Annotated in this window: 23 protein-coding genes; 12 read left to right on the forward strand and 11 right to left on the reverse strand. The window is 70.7% G+C overall.

All coding sequences use genetic code 11. From position 1 onward, the window contains the following. Positions 1 to 26: 26 nt before the first annotated feature. Positions 27 to 1,088 carry a LacI family DNA-binding transcriptional regulator gene (locus AC6F7H_RS32345; protein ID WP_500761424.1) on the reverse strand — a complete coding sequence of 354 codons (1,062 nt, stop codon included), beginning with the start codon at positions 1,086 to 1,088 and terminating at the stop codon, positions 27 to 29. Positions 1,089 to 1,333: 245 nt separating this feature from the next. Here AC6F7H_RS32345 and AC6F7H_RS32350 point away from each other — a divergent pair, with 245 nt between their 5' ends. From AC6F7H_RS32350 to AC6F7H_RS32380, 7 genes are all read left to right on the forward strand, one after another. Further along, positions 1,334 to 2,329 carry an asparaginase gene (locus AC6F7H_RS32350; RefSeq protein WP_500761426.1) on the forward strand — a complete coding sequence of 332 codons (996 nt, stop codon included), beginning with the start codon at positions 1,334 to 1,336 and terminating at the stop codon, positions 2,327 to 2,329. A 101-nt stretch (positions 2,330 to 2,430) separates the two neighbouring features. Then, positions 2,431 to 3,324: a polysaccharide deacetylase family protein gene (locus AC6F7H_RS32355; protein WP_500761428.1), complete on the forward strand. Its 894-nt coding sequence runs from the start codon at positions 2,431 to 2,433 to the stop codon at positions 3,322 to 3,324. Further along, the gene (locus AC6F7H_RS32360) at positions 3,321 to 4,712 is read left to right on the forward strand and encodes an MFS transporter (protein WP_500761430.1); all 1,392 of its coding nucleotides are present in this window, start codon (positions 3,321 to 3,323) and stop codon (positions 4,710 to 4,712) included. Before AC6F7H_RS32355 ends, AC6F7H_RS32360 begins: the two co-directional genes overlap by 4 nt. A 79-nt stretch (positions 4,713 to 4,791) precedes the next feature. Then, the gene (locus AC6F7H_RS32365) at positions 4,792 to 5,595 is read left to right on the forward strand and encodes an SDR family NAD(P)-dependent oxidoreductase (RefSeq protein ID WP_500761432.1); all 804 of its coding nucleotides are present in this window, start codon (positions 4,792 to 4,794) and stop codon (positions 5,593 to 5,595) included. Between the two features lie 89 nt (positions 5,596 to 5,684). Further along, positions 5,685 to 6,434, forward strand: coding sequence for an SDR family NAD(P)-dependent oxidoreductase (locus AC6F7H_RS32370; RefSeq protein ID WP_500761434.1), 750 nt, complete (start codon positions 5,685 to 5,687; stop codon positions 6,432 to 6,434). An 80-nt stretch (positions 6,435 to 6,514) separates the two neighbouring features. Then, positions 6,515 to 7,087, forward strand: coding sequence for a hypothetical protein (locus AC6F7H_RS32375; protein ID WP_500761436.1), 573 nt, complete (start codon positions 6,515 to 6,517; stop codon positions 7,085 to 7,087). A gap of 145 nt (positions 7,088 to 7,232) precedes the next feature. Then, on the forward strand, positions 7,233 to 7,817 hold the full coding sequence (locus tag AC6F7H_RS32380; RefSeq protein WP_202280112.1) for a TerD family protein: 585 nt from the start codon (positions 7,233 to 7,235) through the stop codon (positions 7,815 to 7,817). 114 nt (positions 7,818 to 7,931) lie between these two features. On the opposite strand, the gene AC6F7H_RS32385 is transcribed toward AC6F7H_RS32380, so the two are convergent. From AC6F7H_RS32385 to AC6F7H_RS32425, 9 genes are all read right to left on the reverse strand, one after another. Further along, complete coding sequence (locus tag AC6F7H_RS32385; RefSeq protein ID WP_500761438.1) at positions 7,932 to 8,339, reverse strand: ASCH domain-containing protein; 408 nt, start codon at positions 8,337 to 8,339, stop codon at positions 7,932 to 7,934. 115 nt (positions 8,340 to 8,454) lie between these two features. After that, on the reverse strand, positions 8,455 to 8,820 hold the full coding sequence (locus tag AC6F7H_RS32390) for a hypothetical protein (RefSeq protein WP_384200763.1): 366 nt from the start codon (positions 8,818 to 8,820) through the stop codon (positions 8,455 to 8,457). Positions 8,821 to 8,999: 179 nt separating this feature from the next. Next, on the reverse strand, positions 9,000 to 9,791 hold the full coding sequence (locus AC6F7H_RS32395) for an ABC transporter ATP-binding protein (protein ID WP_500761440.1): 792 nt from the start codon (positions 9,789 to 9,791) through the stop codon (positions 9,000 to 9,002). Then, positions 9,788 to 10,588, reverse strand: a complete 801-nt coding sequence (locus tag AC6F7H_RS32400; protein ID WP_500761442.1) for an ABC transporter ATP-binding protein — start codon at positions 10,586 to 10,588, stop codon at positions 9,788 to 9,790. The genes AC6F7H_RS32395 and AC6F7H_RS32400 overlap by 4 nt, the downstream gene beginning before the upstream one ends. Then, the gene (locus AC6F7H_RS32405; RefSeq protein ID WP_500761444.1) at positions 10,585 to 11,430 is read right to left on the reverse strand and encodes an ABC transporter permease; all 846 of its coding nucleotides are present in this window, start codon (positions 11,428 to 11,430) and stop codon (positions 10,585 to 10,587) included. Before AC6F7H_RS32405 ends, AC6F7H_RS32400 begins: the two co-directional genes overlap by 4 nt. Then, complete coding sequence (locus AC6F7H_RS32410) at positions 11,427 to 12,392, reverse strand: ABC transporter permease (RefSeq protein WP_500761446.1); 966 nt, start codon at positions 12,390 to 12,392, stop codon at positions 11,427 to 11,429. Before AC6F7H_RS32410 ends, AC6F7H_RS32405 begins: the two co-directional genes overlap by 4 nt. Beyond that, complete coding sequence (locus AC6F7H_RS32415) at positions 12,392 to 13,912, reverse strand: ABC transporter substrate-binding protein (RefSeq protein WP_500761448.1); 1,521 nt, start codon at positions 13,910 to 13,912, stop codon at positions 12,392 to 12,394. Before AC6F7H_RS32415 ends, AC6F7H_RS32410 begins: the two co-directional genes overlap by 1 nt. 52 nt (positions 13,913 to 13,964) lie before the next feature. After that, positions 13,965 to 14,711 carry a DUF1684 domain-containing protein gene (locus AC6F7H_RS32420; RefSeq protein ID WP_500761450.1) on the reverse strand — a complete coding sequence of 249 codons (747 nt, stop codon included), beginning with the start codon at positions 14,709 to 14,711 and terminating at the stop codon, positions 13,965 to 13,967. 137 nt (positions 14,712 to 14,848) lie between these two features. Next, positions 14,849 to 15,529 (reverse strand): GntR family transcriptional regulator, encoded by a 681-nt coding sequence (locus AC6F7H_RS32425; RefSeq protein WP_500761452.1) that lies wholly within the window; start codon positions 15,527 to 15,529, stop codon positions 14,849 to 14,851. A gap of 169 nt (positions 15,530 to 15,698) precedes the next feature. On the opposite strand from AC6F7H_RS32425, the gene AC6F7H_RS32430 reads away from it, so the two are divergent. The 5 genes from AC6F7H_RS32430 to AC6F7H_RS32450 all read left to right on the forward strand — a co-directional run bounded on the left by AC6F7H_RS32430 (position 15,699) and on the right by AC6F7H_RS32450 (position 21,043). Then, on the forward strand, positions 15,699 to 16,886 hold the full coding sequence (locus tag AC6F7H_RS32430) for a 4-oxalomesaconate tautomerase (protein ID WP_500761454.1): 1,188 nt from the start codon (positions 15,699 to 15,701) through the stop codon (positions 16,884 to 16,886). Then, entirely contained in the window at positions 16,883 to 17,908 is a 1,026-nt protein-coding gene (locus AC6F7H_RS32435) for an amidohydrolase family protein (protein ID WP_500761456.1), read from the forward strand. The genes AC6F7H_RS32430 and AC6F7H_RS32435 overlap by 4 nt, the downstream gene beginning before the upstream one ends. A 71-nt stretch (positions 17,909 to 17,979) precedes the next feature. After that, on the forward strand, positions 17,980 to 18,663 hold the full coding sequence (ligK, locus tag AC6F7H_RS32440) for a 4-carboxy-4-hydroxy-2-oxoadipate aldolase/oxaloacetate decarboxylase (RefSeq protein ID WP_500761458.1): 684 nt from the start codon (positions 17,980 to 17,982) through the stop codon (positions 18,661 to 18,663). Positions 18,664 to 18,683: 20 nt separating this feature from the next. Next, complete coding sequence (locus AC6F7H_RS32445; protein ID WP_500761460.1) at positions 18,684 to 19,607, forward strand: amidohydrolase family protein; 924 nt, start codon at positions 18,684 to 18,686, stop codon at positions 19,605 to 19,607. A 53-nt stretch (positions 19,608 to 19,660) separates the two neighbouring features. Beyond that, positions 19,661 to 21,043, forward strand: a complete 1,383-nt coding sequence (locus AC6F7H_RS32450) for an MFS transporter (protein WP_500761462.1) — start codon at positions 19,661 to 19,663, stop codon at positions 21,041 to 21,043. A 41-nt stretch (positions 21,044 to 21,084) separates the two neighbouring features. Here the strand turns inward: AC6F7H_RS32450 and AC6F7H_RS32455 are convergent, their stop codons facing one another. Continuing rightward, positions 21,085 to 21,480, reverse strand: a complete 396-nt coding sequence (locus AC6F7H_RS32455) for an ArsR/SmtB family transcription factor (protein WP_500761464.1) — start codon at positions 21,478 to 21,480, stop codon at positions 21,085 to 21,087. Positions 21,481 to 21,516 lie beyond the last annotated feature (36 nt).

Below are 21,516 nucleotides of genomic sequence, written 5' to 3' on the forward strand. Positions count from 1 at the left end.
GGCGGTCCCCTCCCTCGGTACAGGCCCTACTCCTGGGGTGTGACGCCGAGGGTCGAGGCGCGGGCCACGAGGGTGGGGCGCAGGCGCCGGGAGCGGCCGGGCCTGTCCTCGAGCATGTTCACCAGCGTCGTCGCCGCCAGTTCGCCCATCCGGTACATCGGGGAGCGCACGGAGGTCAGGGGAACCGGGAGGGCCGCCGCCAGCGCGACGTCGTTGTAGCCCACGACCGCGACGTCCCTGCCGACCGTCAGGCCGGCGTCCCGGACCGCCGCCATCACGCCGATCGCCGCGAAGTCGTTGACCGCGAAGACCGCGGTGGGCATCGGCCGCAGGCTCAGCAGGTGCTCGGCGGCGGCCCGGCCACCGGGCACGTCGAAGCGGGAGTGCACGACGTGGTTCTCCGGTATCGGCAGGCCCGCCTCGGCGAAGGCGTCGAGGAAGCCCCGGGTGCGTTCGACCCCGGTGCTGGCGTAGGGCTCTCCGGCCACCACCGCGGCCCGCCGGTGACCGAGGTCGAGCAGGTGCTCGCCGGCCAGCCGTCCGCCGCGGACGTCGTCGGTGGTCACCGACACCCTGCCCGGCAGTCGGCGGGACACCAGCACCAGGGGAATGCGCCGGCCGGCCAGCTCGGCCACGAGGTCGGAGTCGGAGCGGGCGTCCCCGAGCACCAAGCCGTCGACGCGCCGGGCGAGCAGCGCGTCGACCCGGCGCCGTTGCATCTCGCAGTCGTCGCCGGTGTTGGCGACCACGGTGTGGTAGCCGGCGGTCGCCGCGGCCGCGTCGATTCCCTCGTAGACGGTGGCCAGTACGATGTCGGTCAACCGGGGCACGAGCACCCCCAGCATCCGGGAGCGGCCGGTGCGCAGCGCGGTACCGGCGGGGTCCCGCTGGTAGCCGAGTTCCTCGGCGAGCGCCCGGATCTGCGTGGCGGTCCCGCTGGCCACCCCGCCCCGCACGCTGTCGTCCTGGCTCAGCGCCCGTGACACCGTGGAGACGTGGACGCCCGCCTGCCGGGCTATCTGGGCAAGGGTGACCGGGGCACGACCGGTCTGCGGGCCGGCCCCCGCCCGTGCTCCATGTCGCTCCACTCCCGCTGCCCCTCTTCTCGAATCCTGTTTGAAGCCTGCTCGAATTCCGCCCGGACGTCCTCGGGTTCTGTTGGACCCTTGTCCGAATCGGCTCGGTTCGGACGGCTGTTCGCCGTCCTGGCGCCCCTGAGCCTCGCACATCCCCGAACGCTCCGGCCAGACAAGTGTCCGACAACCATTGACCAAAGAGCAATCGTTTGCGTAGCCTCACCGCAATCGTTTGCAACGCGGCGAAGAGAGGGTTCATGCGTCGAATCCAGGTCGTGGCCACCGGCGGCACCATCGCGAGCCGGGGCGGGGCGGAGGGCCGCCGGGCGACCGTGCTCGCGAAGGAGCTGGTCGCGTCGGCCGGTCCGCTGCCGGTTGGCGCGGAGGTGAGCACGCGGGACGTGGTCACCCGGGGCAGCTACGCCTTCGGCACCGCGGACCTTCTGGCGCTGGCCCGTGAGGTGCGTGACGCGCTGCGCGACGGGGCCGACGGGGTGGTGATGACGCACGGCACCGACACCATGGAGGAGACCGCCTTCCTGCTGGACCTGGCGTTCGACGACCCGCGGCCGATCGTGCTGACCGGTGCCCAGCGCCCCTTCGACGACCGTGCCGCGGACGGCCCGGCCAACCTGGGTGACGCCCTGGCCGTGGCCGCCGACGACGTGGCCCGGGGGCAGGGCCCGCTGCTGGTCTTCGACGGCTTCGCCTTCCCCGCCCGCGGGGTGCGCAAGAGCGACACCATGTCGGCGCACGCCTTCACCGCGCCCGGACGCGGACCGGCGCTCCGCGTCGTGGACGGGCGTGTGGTGCCGCTGTCACAGCCGAGGTCCCGCCCGCGGCTCCCCCTCGATCTCGACCTCCCCGACCTGCCCCGGGTGGACGTGGTGCCGGTCTATCCCGGTGCGGACGGACTGTTCGTCCGGGCCAGCCTGGACGCCGGCGCCGCGGGGGTCGTGGTGGCGGCGGTCGGCGCGGGCAACGCCGGGCCGGAACTGGTCGAGGCGGTCGCCGAGGCGGTGGCCTCGGGCCACCCGGTGCTGATCTGTTCACGGGTGCACTCCGGCCCCGTCGCGCCCCTCTACGCGGGCGGCGGCACCGAACTCCAGCGGGTCGGCGCCGTGTTCGCCGACGACCTCAGCCCCTGGCAGGCCCGGCTGCTGCTGGCCGCCGCGAGCGCCGTACCCGGCCGTTCGCCCGAAGCCCTGGTCCGCGCCTGGCTCGCCGGAGAGGACACACCGCCCGGCTCCTGAGCCCGAGCGACCCGAACCACCCAACCCCCTTATCAATTCGACTCACTGACACACCCTCACCCAATCACCCCATCCCCAGAACGTCATCAAAGGAGATGTCGATGACCAAGGAAATCCTTGTCGGCTTCGGAGTGGACGTCGACGCAGTCGGCGGCTGGCTCGGCTCCTACGGAGGCGAGGACTCGCCCGACGACATCTCCCGCGGTCTGTTCGCGGGCGAGGTCGGCGTACCGCGCCTGCTGGAACTGTTCCGACGCCGCGGCCTGACCCAGACGTTCTTCTGGCCCGGCCACTCCGTCGAGACCTTCCCGGAGGAGTTCGACGCCTGTGTCGCCGCCGGACACGAGATCGGCGTCCACGGCTACAGCCACGAGAACCCGATCGCCATGAACCGCGAGCAGGAGGCCGCGGTCCTGGACCGCTGCATCGAGCTGATCGAGGCCCGGTCCGGCCGCCGTCCGACCGGATATGTGGCGCCCTGGTGGGAGTTCAGCCCGGTCACCAACGAGCTGCTGCTCGAGCGGGGCATCAAGTACGACCACTCCCTGATGCACCGCGACTTCGAGCCGTACTACGTGCGGGTCGGCGACACCTGGACGAAGATCGACTACAGCGCGCCCGCCGAGACCTGGATGAAGCCGCTGGTGCGCGGCCAGGAGACCGACCTCATCGAGATCCCGGCCAACTGGTACCTCGACGACCTGCCGCCGATGATGTTCATCAAGGCCAGCCCGAACAGCCACGGCTTCGTCAACCCCCGTGACATCGAAGAGATGTGGCGCGACCAGTTCGACTGGGTGTACCGGGAGATGGACCACGCGGCCTTCACCATGACCATCCACCCCGACGTGGCCGGCCGCCCCCAGGTGCTGCTGATGCTGGAGCGGCTGATCGACCACATCAACTCCCACGAAGGCGTCCGCTGGGTGACCTTCGACCAGATCGCGGACGACTTCGCCGCCCGCAACCCGCGCCAGAAGGGTGACAGCAGATGACCACCGCGCAGCAGGCCGACATAGCCCACGAGAACGAGTGGCCGCGCAGCGGGGCGCCCTCGGACGAGGTCCTCTTCAAGGGCCCCCCGACGCTGAGCCGGCGCACCATCACGACCACCACCGTGGTCTGTTTCCTGGCCTGGGTCTTCTCCGTCTACGACTTCGTGCTCTTCGGCACCCTGCTGCCGAAGATCTCCGAGACGTTCGGCTGGAGCACCGGACAGGCCACGGCGATCGCCACCGGCGTGACCATCGGCACCTTCGTCGTCTCCCTGCTGGTCGGGCCGATGCTGGACCGCTGGGGCCGCAAGCCGAGTCTGATCGTCACCACGGCGGGCGCCGCGCTCTCCTCCGGCCTCACGGCACTGGTCGGCGGCGCCGCCTCGCTGATCGGAGTGCGGGCCGTCTCCGGCCTCGGCTACTCCGAGGAGGTCGTCAACGGCGTCTACCTCAACGAGATGTACGGCAAGAGCCGGCGCCGCGGCTTCATGTTCAGCCTGGTGCAGAGCGGCTGGCCGGTCGGCGCCCTGCTGGCCGCGGCGTTCGCGGCCGTGCTGCTGCCGGTCATGAGCTGGCGCTGGATCTTCCTCCTCGCCACCTTCCCGGTCGTCGTCATCCTCGTCGCCGGGTCCAAGCTCCGTGAGTCGCCCTCCTTCGTCGCCCTCAAGCGGACGCGGGAACTGCGCAAGGAGGGACGCGACGCCGACGCGACCAAGCTGGCGAAGCTGTACGACCTCGACATCAGCCGGGACAACGAGTCCGGTCTGCGTCAGCTCTTCGCCCCGGACCTGCGCCGGCACACCCTGTGCCTGTCCGGAGCGTGGCTGTTCAACTGGATGGGCATCCAGGTCTTCTCGGTGCTGGGCACCACCATCCTCACGGACGGCAAGGGCGTCTCGTTCTCCAGCGCCCTGGTCGTGCTCATCCTGGCCAACATGGCCGGCTTCCTCGGCTACCTCGCCCACGGGTACCTCGGTGACCGGATCGGCCGGCGGACGACCATCATCGTCGGCTGGACCATCGGCGGCATCGTCATGACGGCGATGCTCTTCGGACCGGACAGCGCCGCGTACGTCATCCCGATGTACGCCCTGGGGCTGTTCTTCCTCCTCGGCCCGTACTCCGCCATGGTGTTCTACATGGGCGAGTCGTTCCCGGCCCGAGTCCGCGGCATCGGCTCCAACACCGCCCACGTGATGGGCCCCGCGGGCGCGGTCGCCGGCTCGGCACTGCTCAGCGCGATCATCGGCTTCGGAGCGAGCGCCACCACGGCCGCGTTCGTCGCGGGCGCCCTGGGGATGTTCCTCTCCGGCGTGCTGATGCTCGGCGCCAACAAGGTCAGCCAGGACACGGACGACGAGCCCGCGCTCCAGGCCGCGGCGCACTGAGCCGACCGTTTCCCCCTCCCTTCCCGGTGCGTGGCGGCCCGCACCCGCCACGCACCGGGGACTCCACGAAAGGCAGGACATGTCCTCCACCGAGCTCACCGCACCGGCCCGCGACGACGGGCTGGCCGGCAAGGTCGCCGTCATCACCGGCGGTGCGAGCGGCATCGGCCGCGCCCTGGCCGTGGCGTACGCCCGTGCCGGGGCCCACAGCGTCGTCGGCTTCTACCCCCAGGACCCGCACAGCGCCGAAGAAACGATTCGGCAGGTCGAGGCCGCCGGCGGCCGCTGCACCGCCGTCGCGGTCGACGTCCGGGACAGCGGGCAGGTCGACGCCCTCGCCCGGGCCGCCGTCGAGACGTACGGGCGGCTGGACATCGCGGTGGCCGGGGCCGGCGTACTGCGCCGGGCCGCCCTGGCGGACCTCGACGACGAGGCCTGGAACGACATGCTCTCGGTCGACCTGACCGGTGTGCTGCGCACCTTCCGCTCCGCCGCCGCCGTGATGACCGGCCCCGGCTCCATGGTCGCGGTCTCCTCCATCGCCGGCGGGGTGTACGGCTGGGACGACCACGCCCACTACGCCGCCGCCAAGAGCGGTGTGCTGGGACTGTGCCGGTCGCTGGCGACCGAACTCGCCCCGCGCGGCATCCGGGTCAACACCGTCATTCCCGGACTGATCGAGACCCCGCAGTCGCTGGACGAGAAGAACTCCCTGGGACCCGCCGGGCTCGAAAAGGCCGGCCGGAGCATCCCCGCGGGCCGGGTGGGCGAGGCCGACGAGGTCGCCCGCGCGATCCGCTTCCTCACCAGCGACGACGCCGCGTACATCACCGGCCAGGAGCTGATCGTGGACGGCGGTCTCACGGTCCGCTGGCCGGAGTGACCGACTGACGGCGGGCCGAGCGGCAGTACACAAGGCAGCAGTGAACGAAAGCGGCAGCGGACAGAGCCGCGGCGAGAAAGGTGAACGGCATGGGAGTCCTCGAACAACAGGTCGCGCTGGTGACGGGTGCGGCGAGCGGCATCGGGTCGGCGATCGCCGAGGCCTACGCGGCCGAGGGTGCTCGGCTCTTCCTGGCCGACCGCGACGCCGACCGGCTCTCCGCACTCGCCGAGCGCCTCACGGCGCAGGGCACGGAGGTGGCCACCGCGGTCGTCGACGTGACCGACGCGGAGCAGACCCGGCAGATGGTGGAGAACTGTGTGTCCGGCCTGAGCGCGCCCGACGTCCTGGTCAACTCCGCGGGCATCCTCACCGAGGTACCGCTGGTCGAGATGGACGTCGAGACCTGGGACGAGATGATAGCCATCGACCTGCGCAGCGTCTTCCTGTGCTGCCGCTGGGCGGTGCCGCACATGGTCGCCCGCGGCAGCGGCCGGGTCATCAACATCGCCAGCCAGCTCGGCATCAAGGGCGGCGAGGGCCTGGTGCACTACTCGGCGGCCAAGGCCGGCGTCATCGGCCTGACCAAGGCGCTGGCCAGGGAGGTCGGCCCGAAGGGGGTGCTGGTCAACGCGATCGCACCCGGCCCGGTGTTCACCCCGCTGGTGGACGGCATCAGCGAGGACTGGAAGAAGGCCAAGCAGGCCGAACTGCCCCTCGGCCGCTTCGGGGTCCCGGCGGAGGTCGCCCCCACCGCCGTACTGCTGGCCAGTGATCCGGGCGGCAACCTCTACGTGGGGCAGACCCTCGGCCCCAACAGCGGCGACGTCATGCCGTGAGTGGGGTGGGTGCCCTGCGTTCCGAGTCCGTGAGAGGCGGGTGAGTTCCGATGTGCGGAGCCTGTGGCGGTGGCCGTTCCGTGCCGCGCTGGGAGGACGTCCTGGCCCCGCCCGCCCGGTCGGTCCTCGCCGACCGGGCGGCACGGACCGGGCAGCTCCTCGACCCCGGGTCCGGACTGCGGGTCAGGTCCTGGCTGTCCGCGGGATACCTGCTCAGCGACCGGGTCGGCCGCACCGTGCACGCGGCCGACCTGGACACGCTGTGGCGGGCGGCGGCGGAGCGCGGTGCGCGGCCCAAGGGCTGGCGGCCACTGAGCGGTGCGGACACCACCGTGTCCGTCGAGCTGCCCGGCGGCTGGGACCTGGCCGCGGCGGCGGTCTGGTGCGCCGCCGCGGCCAGGGCGGCACCGGACGCCTCCCTGCGCGTCACCCTGCCCGACCGTGCGGGGGACCGCGTCCTCGGGATCACCGTCGCGTCCGGCGCCGTACGGGCGACGGTGCTGCACGGCCCCGGGAGCCCTCCCGGCGACAGCGGGCCGGACGGCCGGATGTTCGGGGCCGCGGTGCTGATCAGTGGGACCGGTGCGGCCGACGCGGCCCGTCACCTGCGCGGCCACCACGACATGACGCGTGTCCCGGCCGACCGGGGTTGACCGAAGCGGGCATCAGGGCCGGGCCGGACGCCGGAGAGCGGTCAAGAGAGGTCATATGTGCCTGTAGGGACCCCTCGCGGGGAACCGCCGAGGCACCAGGCACACTCTGTGGTTGTAATCCCTCTTCGTAAAGGATGACCCAGGCATGATCACGCTCACGAAGGAAGACGGCCCGGCGGACCTGGACGGAGTGACCCATCTGTCCATCGGGGTCTCCTGGGACCCCACCGCGGGCAGCAGCGGCGGGTTGCTGGGCAAGCTGCGCCACAAGACCGGCACCGACCTCGACCTGATCGCCATCGCCATGCACGGCGGGGACCCGGTGCGCCTGGCCGGCCTGGACTCGCTGGACCCCATGGGCAACGGCTCGCTGGTGCACAGCGGGGACAACCAGACCGGGCACGGGGACGGCGACGACGAGACCGTCACGGTCGAATTCGCCCGGATCCCGCCCCACATCACGTCGATCGTGTTCGTCGCCGCCGCGTACAAGAAGGGCAGCTCCTTCCAGAAGGCGCGCAACATCAGCTTCAAGGTCTACGACGCCACCGGAGGCAGCTCCCAGCAGGTCGCCGACATCTGGCCGAGCATGCTCACCCAGGACAACGGCTGCGCGGTCGCCAAGGCGATCCGGGTCGGCGGCACATGGAAGCTCGAAGTGATCAATGAGACGGGCAAGATCAAGCAGGGCGACGAGCACGCCCTGATGCGCTTCGCCGTCAGCAAGTAGCCCGTTCCCGGGGGCGGCCTCGTCGTCACCCACGGCCCGGCAGGTCGCCCGGGCTGCGACGCACGTCGGTGCCGGACGTGCTCGGTGAGGGGGCGTCGAGGAGCCCCCGGGGACTTATTGGTGCGGGGGCTTCGTGCATGCGGGTGTGGCCGGGCCGGCGGCGGGGACGACGCGGAAGGCCAGGCACACGACGGGTGTGTCGTCCTGAACCGGCGTGCCCTCGCGCTCCCAGAAACGGCGGTGCCCGGCGCGCCACTCCTCCAGGGAGGCGTCCCCCTCGCCCTCGGCGGCGGCGTGTTCCCAGCTGACCTCGCTGAAGGAGGTCAGCTCCACCCCGGTCATCTCGATGGTGGCGACGGCGTGGCCGTCGTTGTCCACGAGGGCCAACCGCTCACCGACGAACTCCAGACCCTCGGTCTCCTCGACGTACTCGGCCAGCAGGCCGGTCGTGGCGGTCTTCCGTCCGTCCAGGACAAGGGAGTTCAGCTCGGTCCGCAGGTCATCGGGGGTACCGAGTTCCATCGCGCGCATACCGTTGACACGTGGCCACACTGCCGCATCGCCTCACTTGATCATCCGCGCCGGTCGCGGTCCGCTCCGGGGCGATCATTATGGCCTGGAGGCGGGGACGACCACCTCACGCCCGGTCCGTCAGCTCCTCCGCGTAGACCTGGGACAGCGGCTGGGGCCCGACGTACTGCTGGCAGTTGCACTCCCCGGCCTCGTAACGCAACGGTTTCTTGTTCTCGTCCCAGGCCGTCGGCACCTCGACGCGTTCGTGACACCGCCCCTGTTTGTCGTGCTTGGCGAGGTGGTGGGTGCACCCGCACACCGGTTCCGGGGGCTTGTGCGCCGCTTCGACGGCCAGTCGTTCCTGCTTCGCCGCCTCCAGCAGTTCGAGCTTGCGCTCGTGCCGGTTGCGCAGCGCGGTGCGGACGTTGTCGGCGGCCCACGCGAAACCGCCCGTCCAGAAGAGAATGAGTACCCACCAGATCCAGTTCATCAGCCGACTTCCCCCCAGTCCGGCGTGCAGCCATCCCGCTGCCTCAGTGCCGGGTCTCCACATAGCACCGAGGCCAGAATAGGGGGTGACGTCGAACAGCGCGCCCGGCAGAACGTCTTCCGCCACGCCGACCGTGGCGATCCGCCCCGCAGCGCCGGACCGGGCGGGTTCCCGGCGCCTCACACGGGAAGCCGCGGCACGCTCTCGAGGAGCCGGCGGGTGTACGGGTGCGCGGGGGAGCCCAGCACCTGCGCGGTGTCTCCCTGTTCGACGACCCGTCCGCGTTCCAGGACGGCGGTGCGTTCGCACAGGGACGCCACGACCGACAGGTCGTGGGAGACCATGACCACGGTCAGACCCTGTTCCCGCTGCAGTTCGGCGAGCAGATCGACCACGGCGACGCGCGTCGTGACGTCCAGCGCGCTGACGGGCTCGTCGGCCAGCAGCACCCGCGGATGGCACACCGTCGCCCGGGCGATCGCGATGCGCTGGCGCTGGCCGCCGGAGAACTCGTGCGGATAGCGCTCGGCCGCGTCCGCCGGAAGCCCCACCCGCTCCAGCGCCTCGGCCACCTTGGGGACCGCCGTGGCCTTCGAGTCGAGGCCCAGGGAGCGCAACGGCTCGGCGACGATGCCGCCGACGCGACTGCGGGGGTCGAGCGAGGAGTACGGGTCCTGGAAGACGCACTGCACGCTGCGCCGGAAGTGCCGCATCTGCCGACGGTCACGCACGTTCAGCCCGGCGCCGTCGAAACCGACCGTGCCCCGGGTCGGCCGGGCCAGGCCCAGGAGCAGCCGCAGCAGAGTCGTCTTGCCCGCGCCGGACTCGCCGACGAGCGCGAGGCTGCGGCCGGCCTCGACGGTGAGGGAGACGTCCCGCACGGCGGGCGTGGCGCTTCCCCGGTGGTGCAGCGAGACGTCCTTCAGCTCCAGGACCGGCGGCGGTGGTGTCGGCGGTGGCGGTGGTGTCATCGGGTCTCCCCCAGGTTCAGGGCGGACTCCAGCCGCCGGGCACTGCCCACCAGCGCCTTGGTGTAGGGGTGGTTCGGTGAGCGGACGAGGTCGAGGAGGGCGCCCTCCTCGACGGCGCGGCCCCTGCGCATGACCAGGGCACGGTCGGTGATCCTGGCGACGACGGCGAGGTCGTGGCTGACGAAGACGACGGCCATGCCGCGTTCCCGGACGAGTGTGTCGATCAGGTCGAGCATCTCGGCCTGCACGGACACGTCGAGTGCGGTGGTCGGCTCGTCCGCGATGAGCAGCTTCGGGTCGCAGGCCAGTGCCATGGCGAGCGCGACCCGCTGGCGTTGGCCGCCGGACATCTCGTGCGGGAAGGACCGGGCGATACGGTCGGGTTCGGCCAGCCGCACCTGTTCCAGGGCGTCGACGACGGCCTTCTTCAGGGCGGCGCCCTTGAGCCCCCGCCGCCTGCGCAGAGGCTCGGCGACCTGCCTGCCCGCCCGCATCAGCGGGTCCAGGGCGGTGAGCGGCTCCTGGAAGACGACGGCGGCGTCCCGCCCCCGCACGCGCGTGAGGTGCTCCTCACGCGCGCCGACGATCTGGGTTCCGGCGAGCTCGACGCTGCCGGTGGCGGTGATGCCCTCCGGCAGGAGGCCGAGGACCGCCAGCGCGGTCAGCGACTTGCCGGAGCCCGACTCGCCGATGAGACCGAGCCGTTCGCCGCGTGCGACGGACAGCGACAGATCGTCGACGAGTGTGGTTCCGTCCGCGGTGCGCAGGGTGAGACCGCGGATGTCGAGGAGGGTCATGCGCGCCTCCGCCGGGTCGTCGGGTCGAGGGTGTCGCGCAGGCCGTCCGCGACGAGGTTCACGCCCACGACCAGCAGGACGAGCAGAACGCCGGGAGCGAGCGCGCCGGCCGGTGCGGTGGTGAAGGTGGCCTGCGCCTCCTGGAGCATGCGGCCCCACGAGGCGTTGGGCGGCGGTGCGCCCAGACCCAGGTAGGACAGGCCCGCCTCGGCCAGCACGGCGAGTCCGAACTGGAGGGCCAGGTTGACCGCGAGGGTCGGCCAGATGTTGGGCAGGACGTGCCGGGCCACGGTACGCGGCCAGGACGTGCCGGAGATGCGGGCCGCGGTGATGTAGTCCTGGTTCAGGACCCGTTTGACCAGGATGCGGGTCAGCCGGGCCACGACCGCGCTCTGCGCGAGTCCGATCGCCAGCACGGCCGAACCGAGCGTCGCCGAGCGCGCGGCGACGATGAGCATCGCCAGCAGCAGGGTCGGGAAGGCGATCAGGATGTCGAGGAACGCGGAGAGGGTGTCGTCCAGCCAGCCCTGCGCGAAGGCCGCGAGCAGCCCCAGCAGGACTCCGAGGGGCGCCGCGATCAGGAGCGAACCCAGCCCGGCCTCGACGGCGATCCGCGATCCGATCATCACCTGGGAGAACAGATCGCGTCCGAGTTTGTCGGTACCCAGCAGATGGCCGTCCCCGGGAGCGGTGAGCCGGCCGCCGGAGGTGTCGTCGGCGTCGTACGGGGTCCACACCAGCGAGACGAGCGCGAGCAGCGCGATCAGGCCCGCGAGCACGCACCCGGTGAGCAGGGTGTACGAGCGCACCGGACGGCGTCGTTCGACGGCGACCCCGGTCATCGGGCACCTCCCGCGAGGCTGCCGCGCAGCCTCGGGTCGATGGTCCGCTGGACGAGGTCGGCGGCGAAGCCGATGAGCAGGACGGCCAGGGTGGAGACGAACAGCACGCCCTGGACGACCGGATAGTCGTGCTGGGCGATGCCGGTGACGAGCAGGGAGCCGAGGCCCGGCAGGGCGAACACCGACTCCACGACCACCGCGCCGAGCAGCGTGGACGCCAGCTCGATACCGAGGACGGAGACCACCGGCACGGAGGCGTTGCGCAGCCCGTGCCGCCACATGGCCTGTCCGAACGAGGAGCCCAGCGCCCGTGCCGTGCGCAGGTAGTCACTGCCCAGGACGTCCAGCGTCGCCGAGCGGACGTACCGGATCAGCGACGCGCTCATCACCAGCGCGATGGTCACCACGGGCAGCACCAGCGACCGGATCGCCTCGCCGGGCAGCGACCAGCCGTCCGGCGGGAATCCGCCGGCCGGCAGCCAGCCCGCGTTCAGCGCGAACACGGCGATGAGGATCATGCCGAGCCAGAACACCGGTACGGCGATGCCCAGTTGCGAGACACCGCTGAGCAGGCCGCCGTACCAGGTGTGCCGCTTGTACGCGGCCGTGAACCCGGCCGGCAGTGCGATCAGGACCGCGAGGACGAACGCGGCCAGTGTCAGCGGGACCGTCACGTCGAGCCGGGCGGCCACCTCGGGCCCGACCGGCAGCGTGCTGACGAACGAGGTTCCCAGATCCCCGCTCGCCAGCTGCCCGAGCCAGTGCGTGAACTGTTCGGGCAGCGGCTTGTCGGACCCGATGGACTGCCGGGCCGCCGCGATCTGCTCGGGGGTCGCGCCCACCGTGGTGAGCGCGTTGGCGGGGTCGCCGGGCAGCAGACGCAGCAGCGCGAACAGCACCACGCTCGCGAGCGCCAGCGACACCAGCAGGAAGCCGAAGCGACGCAGGAGGTACCGCGTCATCAGCTCTTCTTCTTGATGTCGTAGGCGAAGAACTGCGAGTTGAGACCGTTGAGCGGGTAGCCGGACAGCTTGGTGTTCGCCACGACGATCTGCGGGTAGAGGTAGAGCCAGTCGCTGGCCGCGTCCTCGGCGGTCTTGCGGTTGACCTTCTTCAGCAGCTCGGTCTGCTCCGCCTCGGTGGCGGCCGCCTCGGCCTCCTCGACCCAGCGGGTGACCTGCTTGTCGTCGTAGCCCCAGTAGAAGTCGGGGTTGCCGTACCAGACCAGGTCGCGGTCGTTGACGTGCTCCTGGAGCGTGGCCGTGAAGTCGCGGTTCTGGTAGATCTTCGTGTACCACTCGTCCGACGTGATCGTGTTGATCTTGACGGTGATGCCGACCTTGGCCAGCTCCGACTTGATGAACGTCGCGGCGGTCGGGTGCGGGTCGTAGTTGGGGGTGTCGAGGGTGAAGCTGAAGCCGTCCGCGTGACCGGCCTCCTTCAGCAGCTTCTTGGCCCGTGCGGGGTCGTGGGTGTCGACGTCGGTGAGGTCCTCGTACCACGGGTCGGTGGGCGGAACCATCGAGCCGATGAGCTTGCCGTAGCCACCCCAGACGGATTCCAGCAGCTTCTTGTCGTCGATCGCGGCGGAGACGGCCTGCCGCACCTTGACGTCGGTGAAGGGCTCGGCCTTGTCGTTGAAGGCGAGCAGCAGCTTGGTGGTGGAGTTGCCGTCGTTGACCTTGTAGTTCGGGTTCGACGTGAACTGGTCGAGGGCGTCGGGCGACTGCTCGCTGGTGACGATGTCGACGGCGTTCGTCAACAGCGCGTTGTTCAGCGCGGTCGCGTCCTTGTAGTAGTGGAAGACGACCTGCTTGTTGGCCGCCGCCTCCCCCCAGTAGTCGGCGAACCGGTCCAGGCTCAGGGCCGATCCGCGCGTCCACTTCTTCAGCCGGTACGGCCCCGTGCCGTCCTCGCTCGTCTTCAGGTCCTTCGCCTCGGAGTTGATGATCCAGACGTAGGAGAGGTTGTAGACGAAGGAGATCGACCGCTTCGACAGCGTGACCTTCACCGTCCGGGCGTCGGGGGTGGCGATGTCCTCGATCACTTCGAGGTTGCTCTTGCGGGCGGACTGCGAGTCCTCGGCGAGCACCCGCTCCAGGCTGTACTTGACGTCCTGGCTGCTGAGCTGCTTGCCGCTGTGGAACGTCACACCCTCCTGGAGGGTGAAGGTGTAGGTGAGGCCGTCCTCGCTGACCTCGTGGTCCTCGGCGAGCAGCGGCTCGACCTCGCCGTCGTCGGCGAGCTTGAACAGCCCCTCGTAGACGTTGCCGTTGAGGGCCTCGGTGACGCCCTGGCCGCCGCCCGCGGTGTTGTCCAGGTTCTGCGGCTCGTAGAGGGAGCCGATGTTGACGGTGGCGTCCTTGTCGTACGTGCCGCCCGCCGTGCCGCCGCCCCCCGAACCGCCGCCGCACGCGGAGAGGGCCAGGGCGAGCGTGACCGCGGTGGCGGTGCCGTACAGGGAGGACTTCTTGATGCTCATGACAGGGTATGCCTTCGTGCTGCGAGGAGGGGAGGAAGGACGGCGGAGGCGATCAGCGCTGCGCCGGGAAGCCGTCGCGGAAGACGGGAAGCTTCTCGCCGGCCTCGACGGGCAGGTGGAAGCGGTTCTGCCGCGGCGGCATCGGACAGTTGTACTGGTCGGAGAAGCCGCAGGGCGGGACGAAGGCGCGGTTGAAGTCGAGCACGACCCGGCGGTCGTCGTCCGCCACCCGCCGCACGAACAGGAAACGCCCCGCTCCGTAGGTGGTGGCGCCGTTGGTGGGGTCGCCGAAGACCAGCAGCAGGGCGCCGTCGTCGTCGAAGGCGCTGAGGGTGTACGTGTGTCCGTCCAGCGTGAGCGCGATGTCCCCCGGGACCACCAGGTCACGGGTGCCGCCGTTGTCGCGGATGTGTTCGAAGGGGACACGCCGGGCATCCGGCGCCGGTGTGTAGGAGGCCTCCAGGACCCATGCCGGGTCGTGGGGGAAGGCGTCGGTGCCCTCGAAGTGACGGAGGGCCGGCGCCGCGGAGTCCCAGAATCGGAGCCCGTACTCGGGCGCGCCGGTGACGCGGTCGGTGCGCTCCAGTGTGGTGACGGTCACCGTGTCCGGCTGTCCCGCCCGGGCCGCCTCGGCGTCGGGACGCTCACCGGCCGGCAGCCAGCGGGTCTCGACGAGGGCGAGGTTTCCCGTCGGAGAGGTGAGCGCGCGACGACGCTCGGCACGCCAGGTGTCCCACTCCGCCGCGGAATCGGCGGCGGGCGGGATGGGGACGGCGGGGTGGGACACGGTCTGGCTCATTCACGTCGGGGTCGAGGGGCGATCACACCGCGTGCAGCACGCTGTGTGAATAGATGCCCAAAGCATGGACTATATGATCCATAAGTCGACCTAATGTCAAATTCTGGCCAGGGGTGTGCGGACTGCTCGACGGCGGTTCATGCGCGGGGCGGTGTCGGTGCTGGCGGTGCGGCGGCCGACGACCGGAGTTGTTCGATCACGTCGTCCAGGTGTGCGGCGGCGGCCCGTGCCGCTGCCGCGGCGTCACCGCTGACGATGCCGTCGATGATGTCCAGGTGCTGCCGCAGGGATTGGGCGGGACGGCCGGGGCGCAGGGCCAGTCGGAACTGGAAGCGCACCATCGGTCCGTTGAGCCGTTCGAGTTGGCGCCTGGCCACCTCCTGGCCGCTGGCCTCGACCACCAGTTCGTGCAGGCGCTGGTTGAGGGCGGAGTAGGTGTGCACCGCTCCGTCCGTGACGGCCTGCCGCATCTCCGTGCCGATCCGGCGCAGCTCCGCACGCTGGGCCTCGTTCGCCCGCGTGGCCGCCTTCCCGGCACACAGCTGCTCCAAAGCGGAGCGGCACTCGGTGATCTGGATGGCCTCGTCGACGGAGACCGCTCGGATGCGGGCGCCGCGGCGGGGGACGATCTCGACGATCTCCTCGGCGGCGAGGTCCTGCAGGGCCTCGCGGACGGCGCTGCGGGTCGTCCCGTAGGACTCGGCGAGGTCGTTCTCCACGAGCCGCTGCCCGGGCACCAGGTCCCCGGCGCGCAAGGACTCCCTGATGGCGTCGGTCACGTACTGGCGTCCGGCGGCGCCCGTCAGCTTGTCGGTCAACTCGTTCGACCTCTTTCGTCGGCAGGTCTGTGCAGGTGAAGCCTAGAGCCGCGGCGGCTTCGGCCGTGCCCCGGAGAACTTCTTTTGTGATTTCTTCAAACATCTTGTCAACAATCTGGTCGATGATTTAACTTCCTCTGCGTACCCCCAGTTCACGAAGGAGTGGCCGATGCCTGCCGAAGCAGTCGCCCGGACCCGCGGGGCGCGCCGCCACGGCTCCCAGACCGCGATTCCATGCCTGTTCATGCGAGGCGGTACGTCACGGGGGCCGTTCTTCGACGCGCGACTGCTGCCCGAGGACACCGGGCTCCGGGACGCCGTGCTGCTGGCCGCGATGGGGTCGCCCGACCCGCGCCAGATCGACGGTGTCGGCGGCGGGCACCCGCTGACCAGCAAGATCGGTATCGTGCGGCCGGGAACGGAACCCGGCGTCGACGTGGAGTGGACCTTCGTCCAGGTGCAACCCGGTGGGGACACCGCCGACACCTCCTCCAACTGCGGCAACATGCTGGCCGCCGTGCTTCCGTTCGCCGTCGAGACCGGCATGGTGGTCCCCGGCGCCGACCGCACCACCGCCCGCGTGCGCACCCGCAACACCGGCATGGTCGCCGAGATCACCGTCGCCACCCCGAAGGGGTCCGACGGGAAGCGGTACGTCGACTACCGGGGTCGGGCCCGCATCGACGGGGTCCCCGGCACCGCCGCCCCCGTCGAGATCGGCTTCCTGGACACGGCCGGCTCCGTCGCCGGCTCCCTGCTCCCCACCGGGCGTACGCGCGACACAGTCGAGGTTCCCGGGACCGGCGCCGTAGACGTCACCCTGATCGACAACGGCCAGCCCCTGGTGATCGTGGCAGCCGAGCGCCTGGGTGCCACCGGCTACGAGACACCCGCACAGATCGACGCCGACGACCGGCTCAAGGCCCGGGTCGAGGCCCTGCGCTTGGTCTGCGGCGAAGCCATGGGCCTGGGCGACGTCACGGAGAAGAACTATCCGAAGATGACGCTGGTGGCGCCGCCGCGGCACGGGGGCACCCTCTCCACGCGCAGCCTCATCCCACGGGTGTGCCACCAGTCCATCGGCGTGCTGGCCGCCGTCACGGCCGCCACCGCCTGCGTACTCGAGGGCAGCGTCGCCCGCGACGTCGCCGCCGCGGTGTCCGGCACGGAGCCCACCGTCTCCGTCGAGCACCCGTCCGGAGAGTTCAGCGTCACCCTCGGCCTCGACCCGGACGACCCCCAGCGGGTCACCCGCTCCGCGCTGCTGCGCACCGCCCGGCTCATCATGGCCGGCGACCTGTTCGTACCCCGTTCCGTCTGGGACCCCGCCCCCACCGCTCAGGAGAACACCGCGTGATCATCGACGTCCACGGCCACTACACGACGGCGCCGGCCCCGCTGGGGGAGTGGCGTGAGTCCCAGACCGCCGCGCTCACCGACCCGGCACAGGCACCCGACCCCGCCGGGCCCGTCATCAGCGACGACCAGATCCGAGAGTCCATCGAGACCAACCAGCTGCGTCTGATGGACGAGCGCGGCATCGACGTCACCGTCTTCTCCCCCCGCGCCTCGTTCATGGCCCACCACATCGGCGACTTCGCCACCTCCTCCGCCTGGGCCCGCATCTGCAACGACCTGTGCCACCGCGTCGCCGAGCTGTACCCCGGGCGATTCGCCCCCGGCGCGATGCTGCCGCAGTCACCGGGAACCGATCCGGCCACCGTCATCCCCGAACTCGAACGCGCCGTGCTGGAGCTGGGCGCCGTCACCGTCAACATCAACCCGGACCCCTCCGGCGGCCACTGGACCGCACCGCCGCTGACCGACCGGGCCTGGTACCCGGTGTGGGAGAAGCTCTCCGAGCTGGACGTGCCGGCCATGGTGCACGTCTCCACCAGCTGCAACCCGGCCTTCCACACCACCGGGGCGCACTACCTCAACGCCGACACCACCGCGTTCATGCAGCTGCTGACCGGGGACCTGTTCGCCGATTTCCCCGAGCTGCGCCTGATCGTCCCGCACGGCGGCGGCGCCGTGCCGTACCACTGGGGACGCTTCCGGGGCCTGGCACAGTCGCTGGGCAAGCCGGAGGCGGTGGAGGAGCTGCTGCGCAACGTCTTCTTCGACACCTGCGTCTACCACCAGCCCGGCATCGACCTGCTGCTGGACGTGGTCCCGCACGCCAACATCCTCTTCGCCTCCGAGATGATCGGGGCCGTGCGCGGCATCGATCCGCACACCGGCCACCACTTCGACGACACCCGCCGCTACGTGGAGAACGCGGGCCTGTCCGACGAACAACTGACCGCGATCGAGGAACGGAACGCCCGGCGTGTCTATCCCCGTCTGGACGCCCGCCTGACCGCCCAGGGCCGCTGAGCCCTCCAGGCCCCGCCCCACACGGCCGGGCCCCTCGATCATCCACGACAGCGCAAGGAGCCAACCACACCATGCATGAACTCGGAGTTGTCCACCGCACCGTAGAACGCGCCGACCGCGCGGCGGTCGAGGCCCTGTCACGGTTCGGGGTCGCCACGGTCCACGAGGCCATGGGCCGGCTCGGCCTGATGCGGCCGTACATCCGGCCCGTCTACGAGGGCGCGAAGCTCTGCGGCACCGCCGTCACCGTGCTGCTGCAGCCCGGCGACAACTGGATGCTGCATGTGGCCGCAGAGCAGGTGCGGGAGGGCGACGTCGTCGTCGCAGGCTGCACCACCGAGAGCGAGGACGGCTTCTTCGGCGAGCTGCTCGCCACCTCCCTCCGTGCCCGCGGGGCCAAGGGCCTGGTCATCGACGGCGGCTGCCGCGACGTCGACGAGCTGCGGCAGATGGACTTCCCCGTCTTCTCCCGCGCGATCAACGCCAAGGGCACCGTCAAGGCCACGCTCGGTTCCGTCAACGTCCCCGTCGTCGTCGCCAACGCGCTGGTCGATCCGGGTGACGTGATCGTCGCTGACGCCGATGGTGTCGTCGTGGTCCCCGCAGCCCGGGCCGCCGAGGTGGCCGAGACGGCCGCCCGGCGCGAGGCCGCCGAGGAGAGCAAGCGGGAACGGTTCAGGGCCGGGGAACTCGGCCTCGACATGTACGCCATGCGCGGACCCCTGGCCGGACTCGGCCTGACCTACGTCGACTGACGGCACGAGGAGCACTCCCGATGACCGACCAGGCCTTCGCCGTCACCCCCGGCTGGCTCGACTGGTACCGCGGCCCCGCCAAGCCCGCCTTCGCCCTGCCGGCGGGGGCCGTGGACGCCCACTGCCACGTGTTCGGCCCCGCAGCCGAGTTCCCCTTCGCGGCCGAACGCAAGTACACGCCCGTCGACGCCTCCAAACACGACCTGTTCGCCCTCCGCGACCACCTCGGCATCGCGCGCAACGTCATCGTGCAGGCCACCTGCCACGGTGCCGACAACAGTGCCCTGGTGGACGCCCTGCACACCGCGGGCGACCGGGCCCGCGGGGTGGCGACCGTACGCCCCGACATCGGCGACGACGAACTGCGGCGCCTGCACGACGCCGGAGTGCGAGGGGTGCGCTTCAACTTCGTCCGGCGCCTGGTGGACGCCGCGCCCACCGAGGCACTGGCGACCATCGCCCGCAGGATCGCACCGCTGGGATGGCACGTCGTCCTCTACTTCGAGGCCCCCGACCTGGCCGGCCTGGAGGCGTTCTTCGCCTCCCTCCCGGTCCCGCTCGTCATCGACCACATGGGCCGCCCCGACGTCACCCGGAGCCCGGACGGGCCCGAGTTCGCCCGCTTCCTGCGCTTCGTCGAGACCAACGACGTCTGGGTCAAGGTCTCCTGCCCCGAGCGTCTGACCGTCACCGGACCGCCTGCCCTGGACGGCGAGCGCCACGCCTACCGGGACGTGGTGCCGTTCGCCCGCAAGGTCGTCGACGAGTTCACCGACCGGGTCCTGTGGGGCACCGACTGGCCCCACCCCAACCTCAAGAACCACATGCCCGACGACGGTCTGCTCGTCGACCACATCCCGCACGTCGCCACGACCCCTGCCCGGCAGCAGGCCCTCCTGGTCGACAACCCCCGGCGTCTGTACTGGCCCGAAGAGGCCGGCTGACCGCAAACCGCCGGCCCCGCAACGGTGCCGCGTCCCCATCCCTGGAGCGTGCAGTGCAGCACATCCCCACCACCAACGCGGCCAACCGGCTCGACCGGTTGCCCATCTCGAAATTCCACAAGACCACCCTCTACGCGGTCGCGTTCGCCTACTTCTTCGAGTTCGCGGACATCAACACCTTCGCCATCACGGCCCCCGTGGTGCGCGAACAGTGGGGTGCCGAGGTCAACCACATCGCCTATGTGACCTCGTTGTCCTTCGTCGGCATGTTCATCGGAGCCATCGTGGCCGGCGGACTGGCCGACCGGATGGGACGCAAGCGCACCCTCACCGTGACCACGCTGTGGTTCACTCTGTGGTCCTTCGCCTGCATCTTCGCCTGGGACATCTGGTCCCTCGGGGTCTTCCGCGTGCTGACCTCAGCGGGTCTGTCCGCGATGACCGTCGTCGCCGTCGTCTACATCAGCGAACTGTTCCCCAGCGCCAAGCGAGGGAAGTTCCAGGCGTACGCCATCGTCATCGGCATCTGCGGCACCCCCGCCACCAACCTCATCGCCTCCGCGGTGGTGCCGATGGCCGACTGGTCCTGGCGCCTGGTCTACCTGTGGGGGTCGCTCGGTGTGCTGTTCCTGTTCTTCGTGCGCAAGCTCGAGGAGTCCCCGCAGTGGCTCGAGTCCCGCGGCCGCCACGAGGAGGCGGAGGCCCTCCTGACGCGCATCGAGGCGAGCGCGGCAGCCGAGCACGGCGAGCTTCCCGCCGCGCAGGACCCCAAGCCGCAGGGCCCGGTCGCCAAGCCGGGTCTGGGCATGCTCAAGGACAAGAAGTTCCTGTACCCGACGATCCTGTTGTCGGTCCTGTGGATCACCCAGACCATCGGCTTCTTCGGCTACTCCAGCTGGGCACCGACACTGCTGGCCGCCGAGGGCGTCAGCGTGGAGGACTCGATCTTCTACGTCGCCCTGACCACGGTCGGCGCGCCGCTCGGCTCCTTCCTCGCGGCGATGGTCACCGACCGGTTCGAGCGCAAGTGGTGCCTGGTGGTCTTCGGGCTGGTCATCGCCGCGTCCGGTCTGATGTACGGGCTGACGTTCACGCCGGTGCTGATCGTCGTCTTCGGGTTCCTGGTCAACCTCTTCGAGCGCGGCTACACCGCCCTGGCCTACGCCTACTCGCCGGAGCTCTACGACACCCGGGGCCGCTCGCTCGGCACCAGCATCGCCTACGGCCTGGGACGGCTGTCGAACGCGGTCGGCCCGCTGATGATCGCCGGTATCTACAACGGCATCGGCTACGAGGCGGTCTTCATGTTCATCGCCGGAACCTGGACCGTCGGAGCCATCGTGCTGGCCCTCTTCGGACCGGCCACGCGCCGCCGCCGGCTGGCGGCGGAGGCCGAAGCCCGGGAGGAGCAGGAGGCCGTACCGGCGACGCCCTGACCGCCGAATTCACCACGGTCACAGCCGGGGGTGCGGCCCGCTCACCGAGCGGGCCGCACCCCCGGCTGTGACCGTTCCGGCCCAGGAGGTTCCGTGGTGGCGGGCTCCTCCGCGGTCAGGATGGCGGTCAGCAGCCCGGGAAAGCGCTGCTCCAGCTCCGTTTCGCGCAGTTCGCTGTAGCGCGAGGTGCCTTCCTCGAACTGGGAGATGACGCCGCTCTCCCGCAGGACCTTGAAGTGGTACGTCGAGGTCGACTTGGACACCGACAGCCCGAACGCGCTGCAGTTCATGGGGTGGCCGGCCCGCGCGAGGGAGCGTGCGATGCCCAGCCGCAGCGGCTCGCCGAGGGCGCGCAGCACCAGGTCCACCGGGACCTCGCGCAGATCGGGGTGGGGGAGGGCCTTCTTGGCGGGCGCACGCCTGACATGAGTGGACACATGAGGAGTCTACGTCCCGTGGTACGTTGAATCTCG

The sequence above is a fragment of the Streptomyces sp. MMS24-W38 genome (assembly GCF_059889265.1).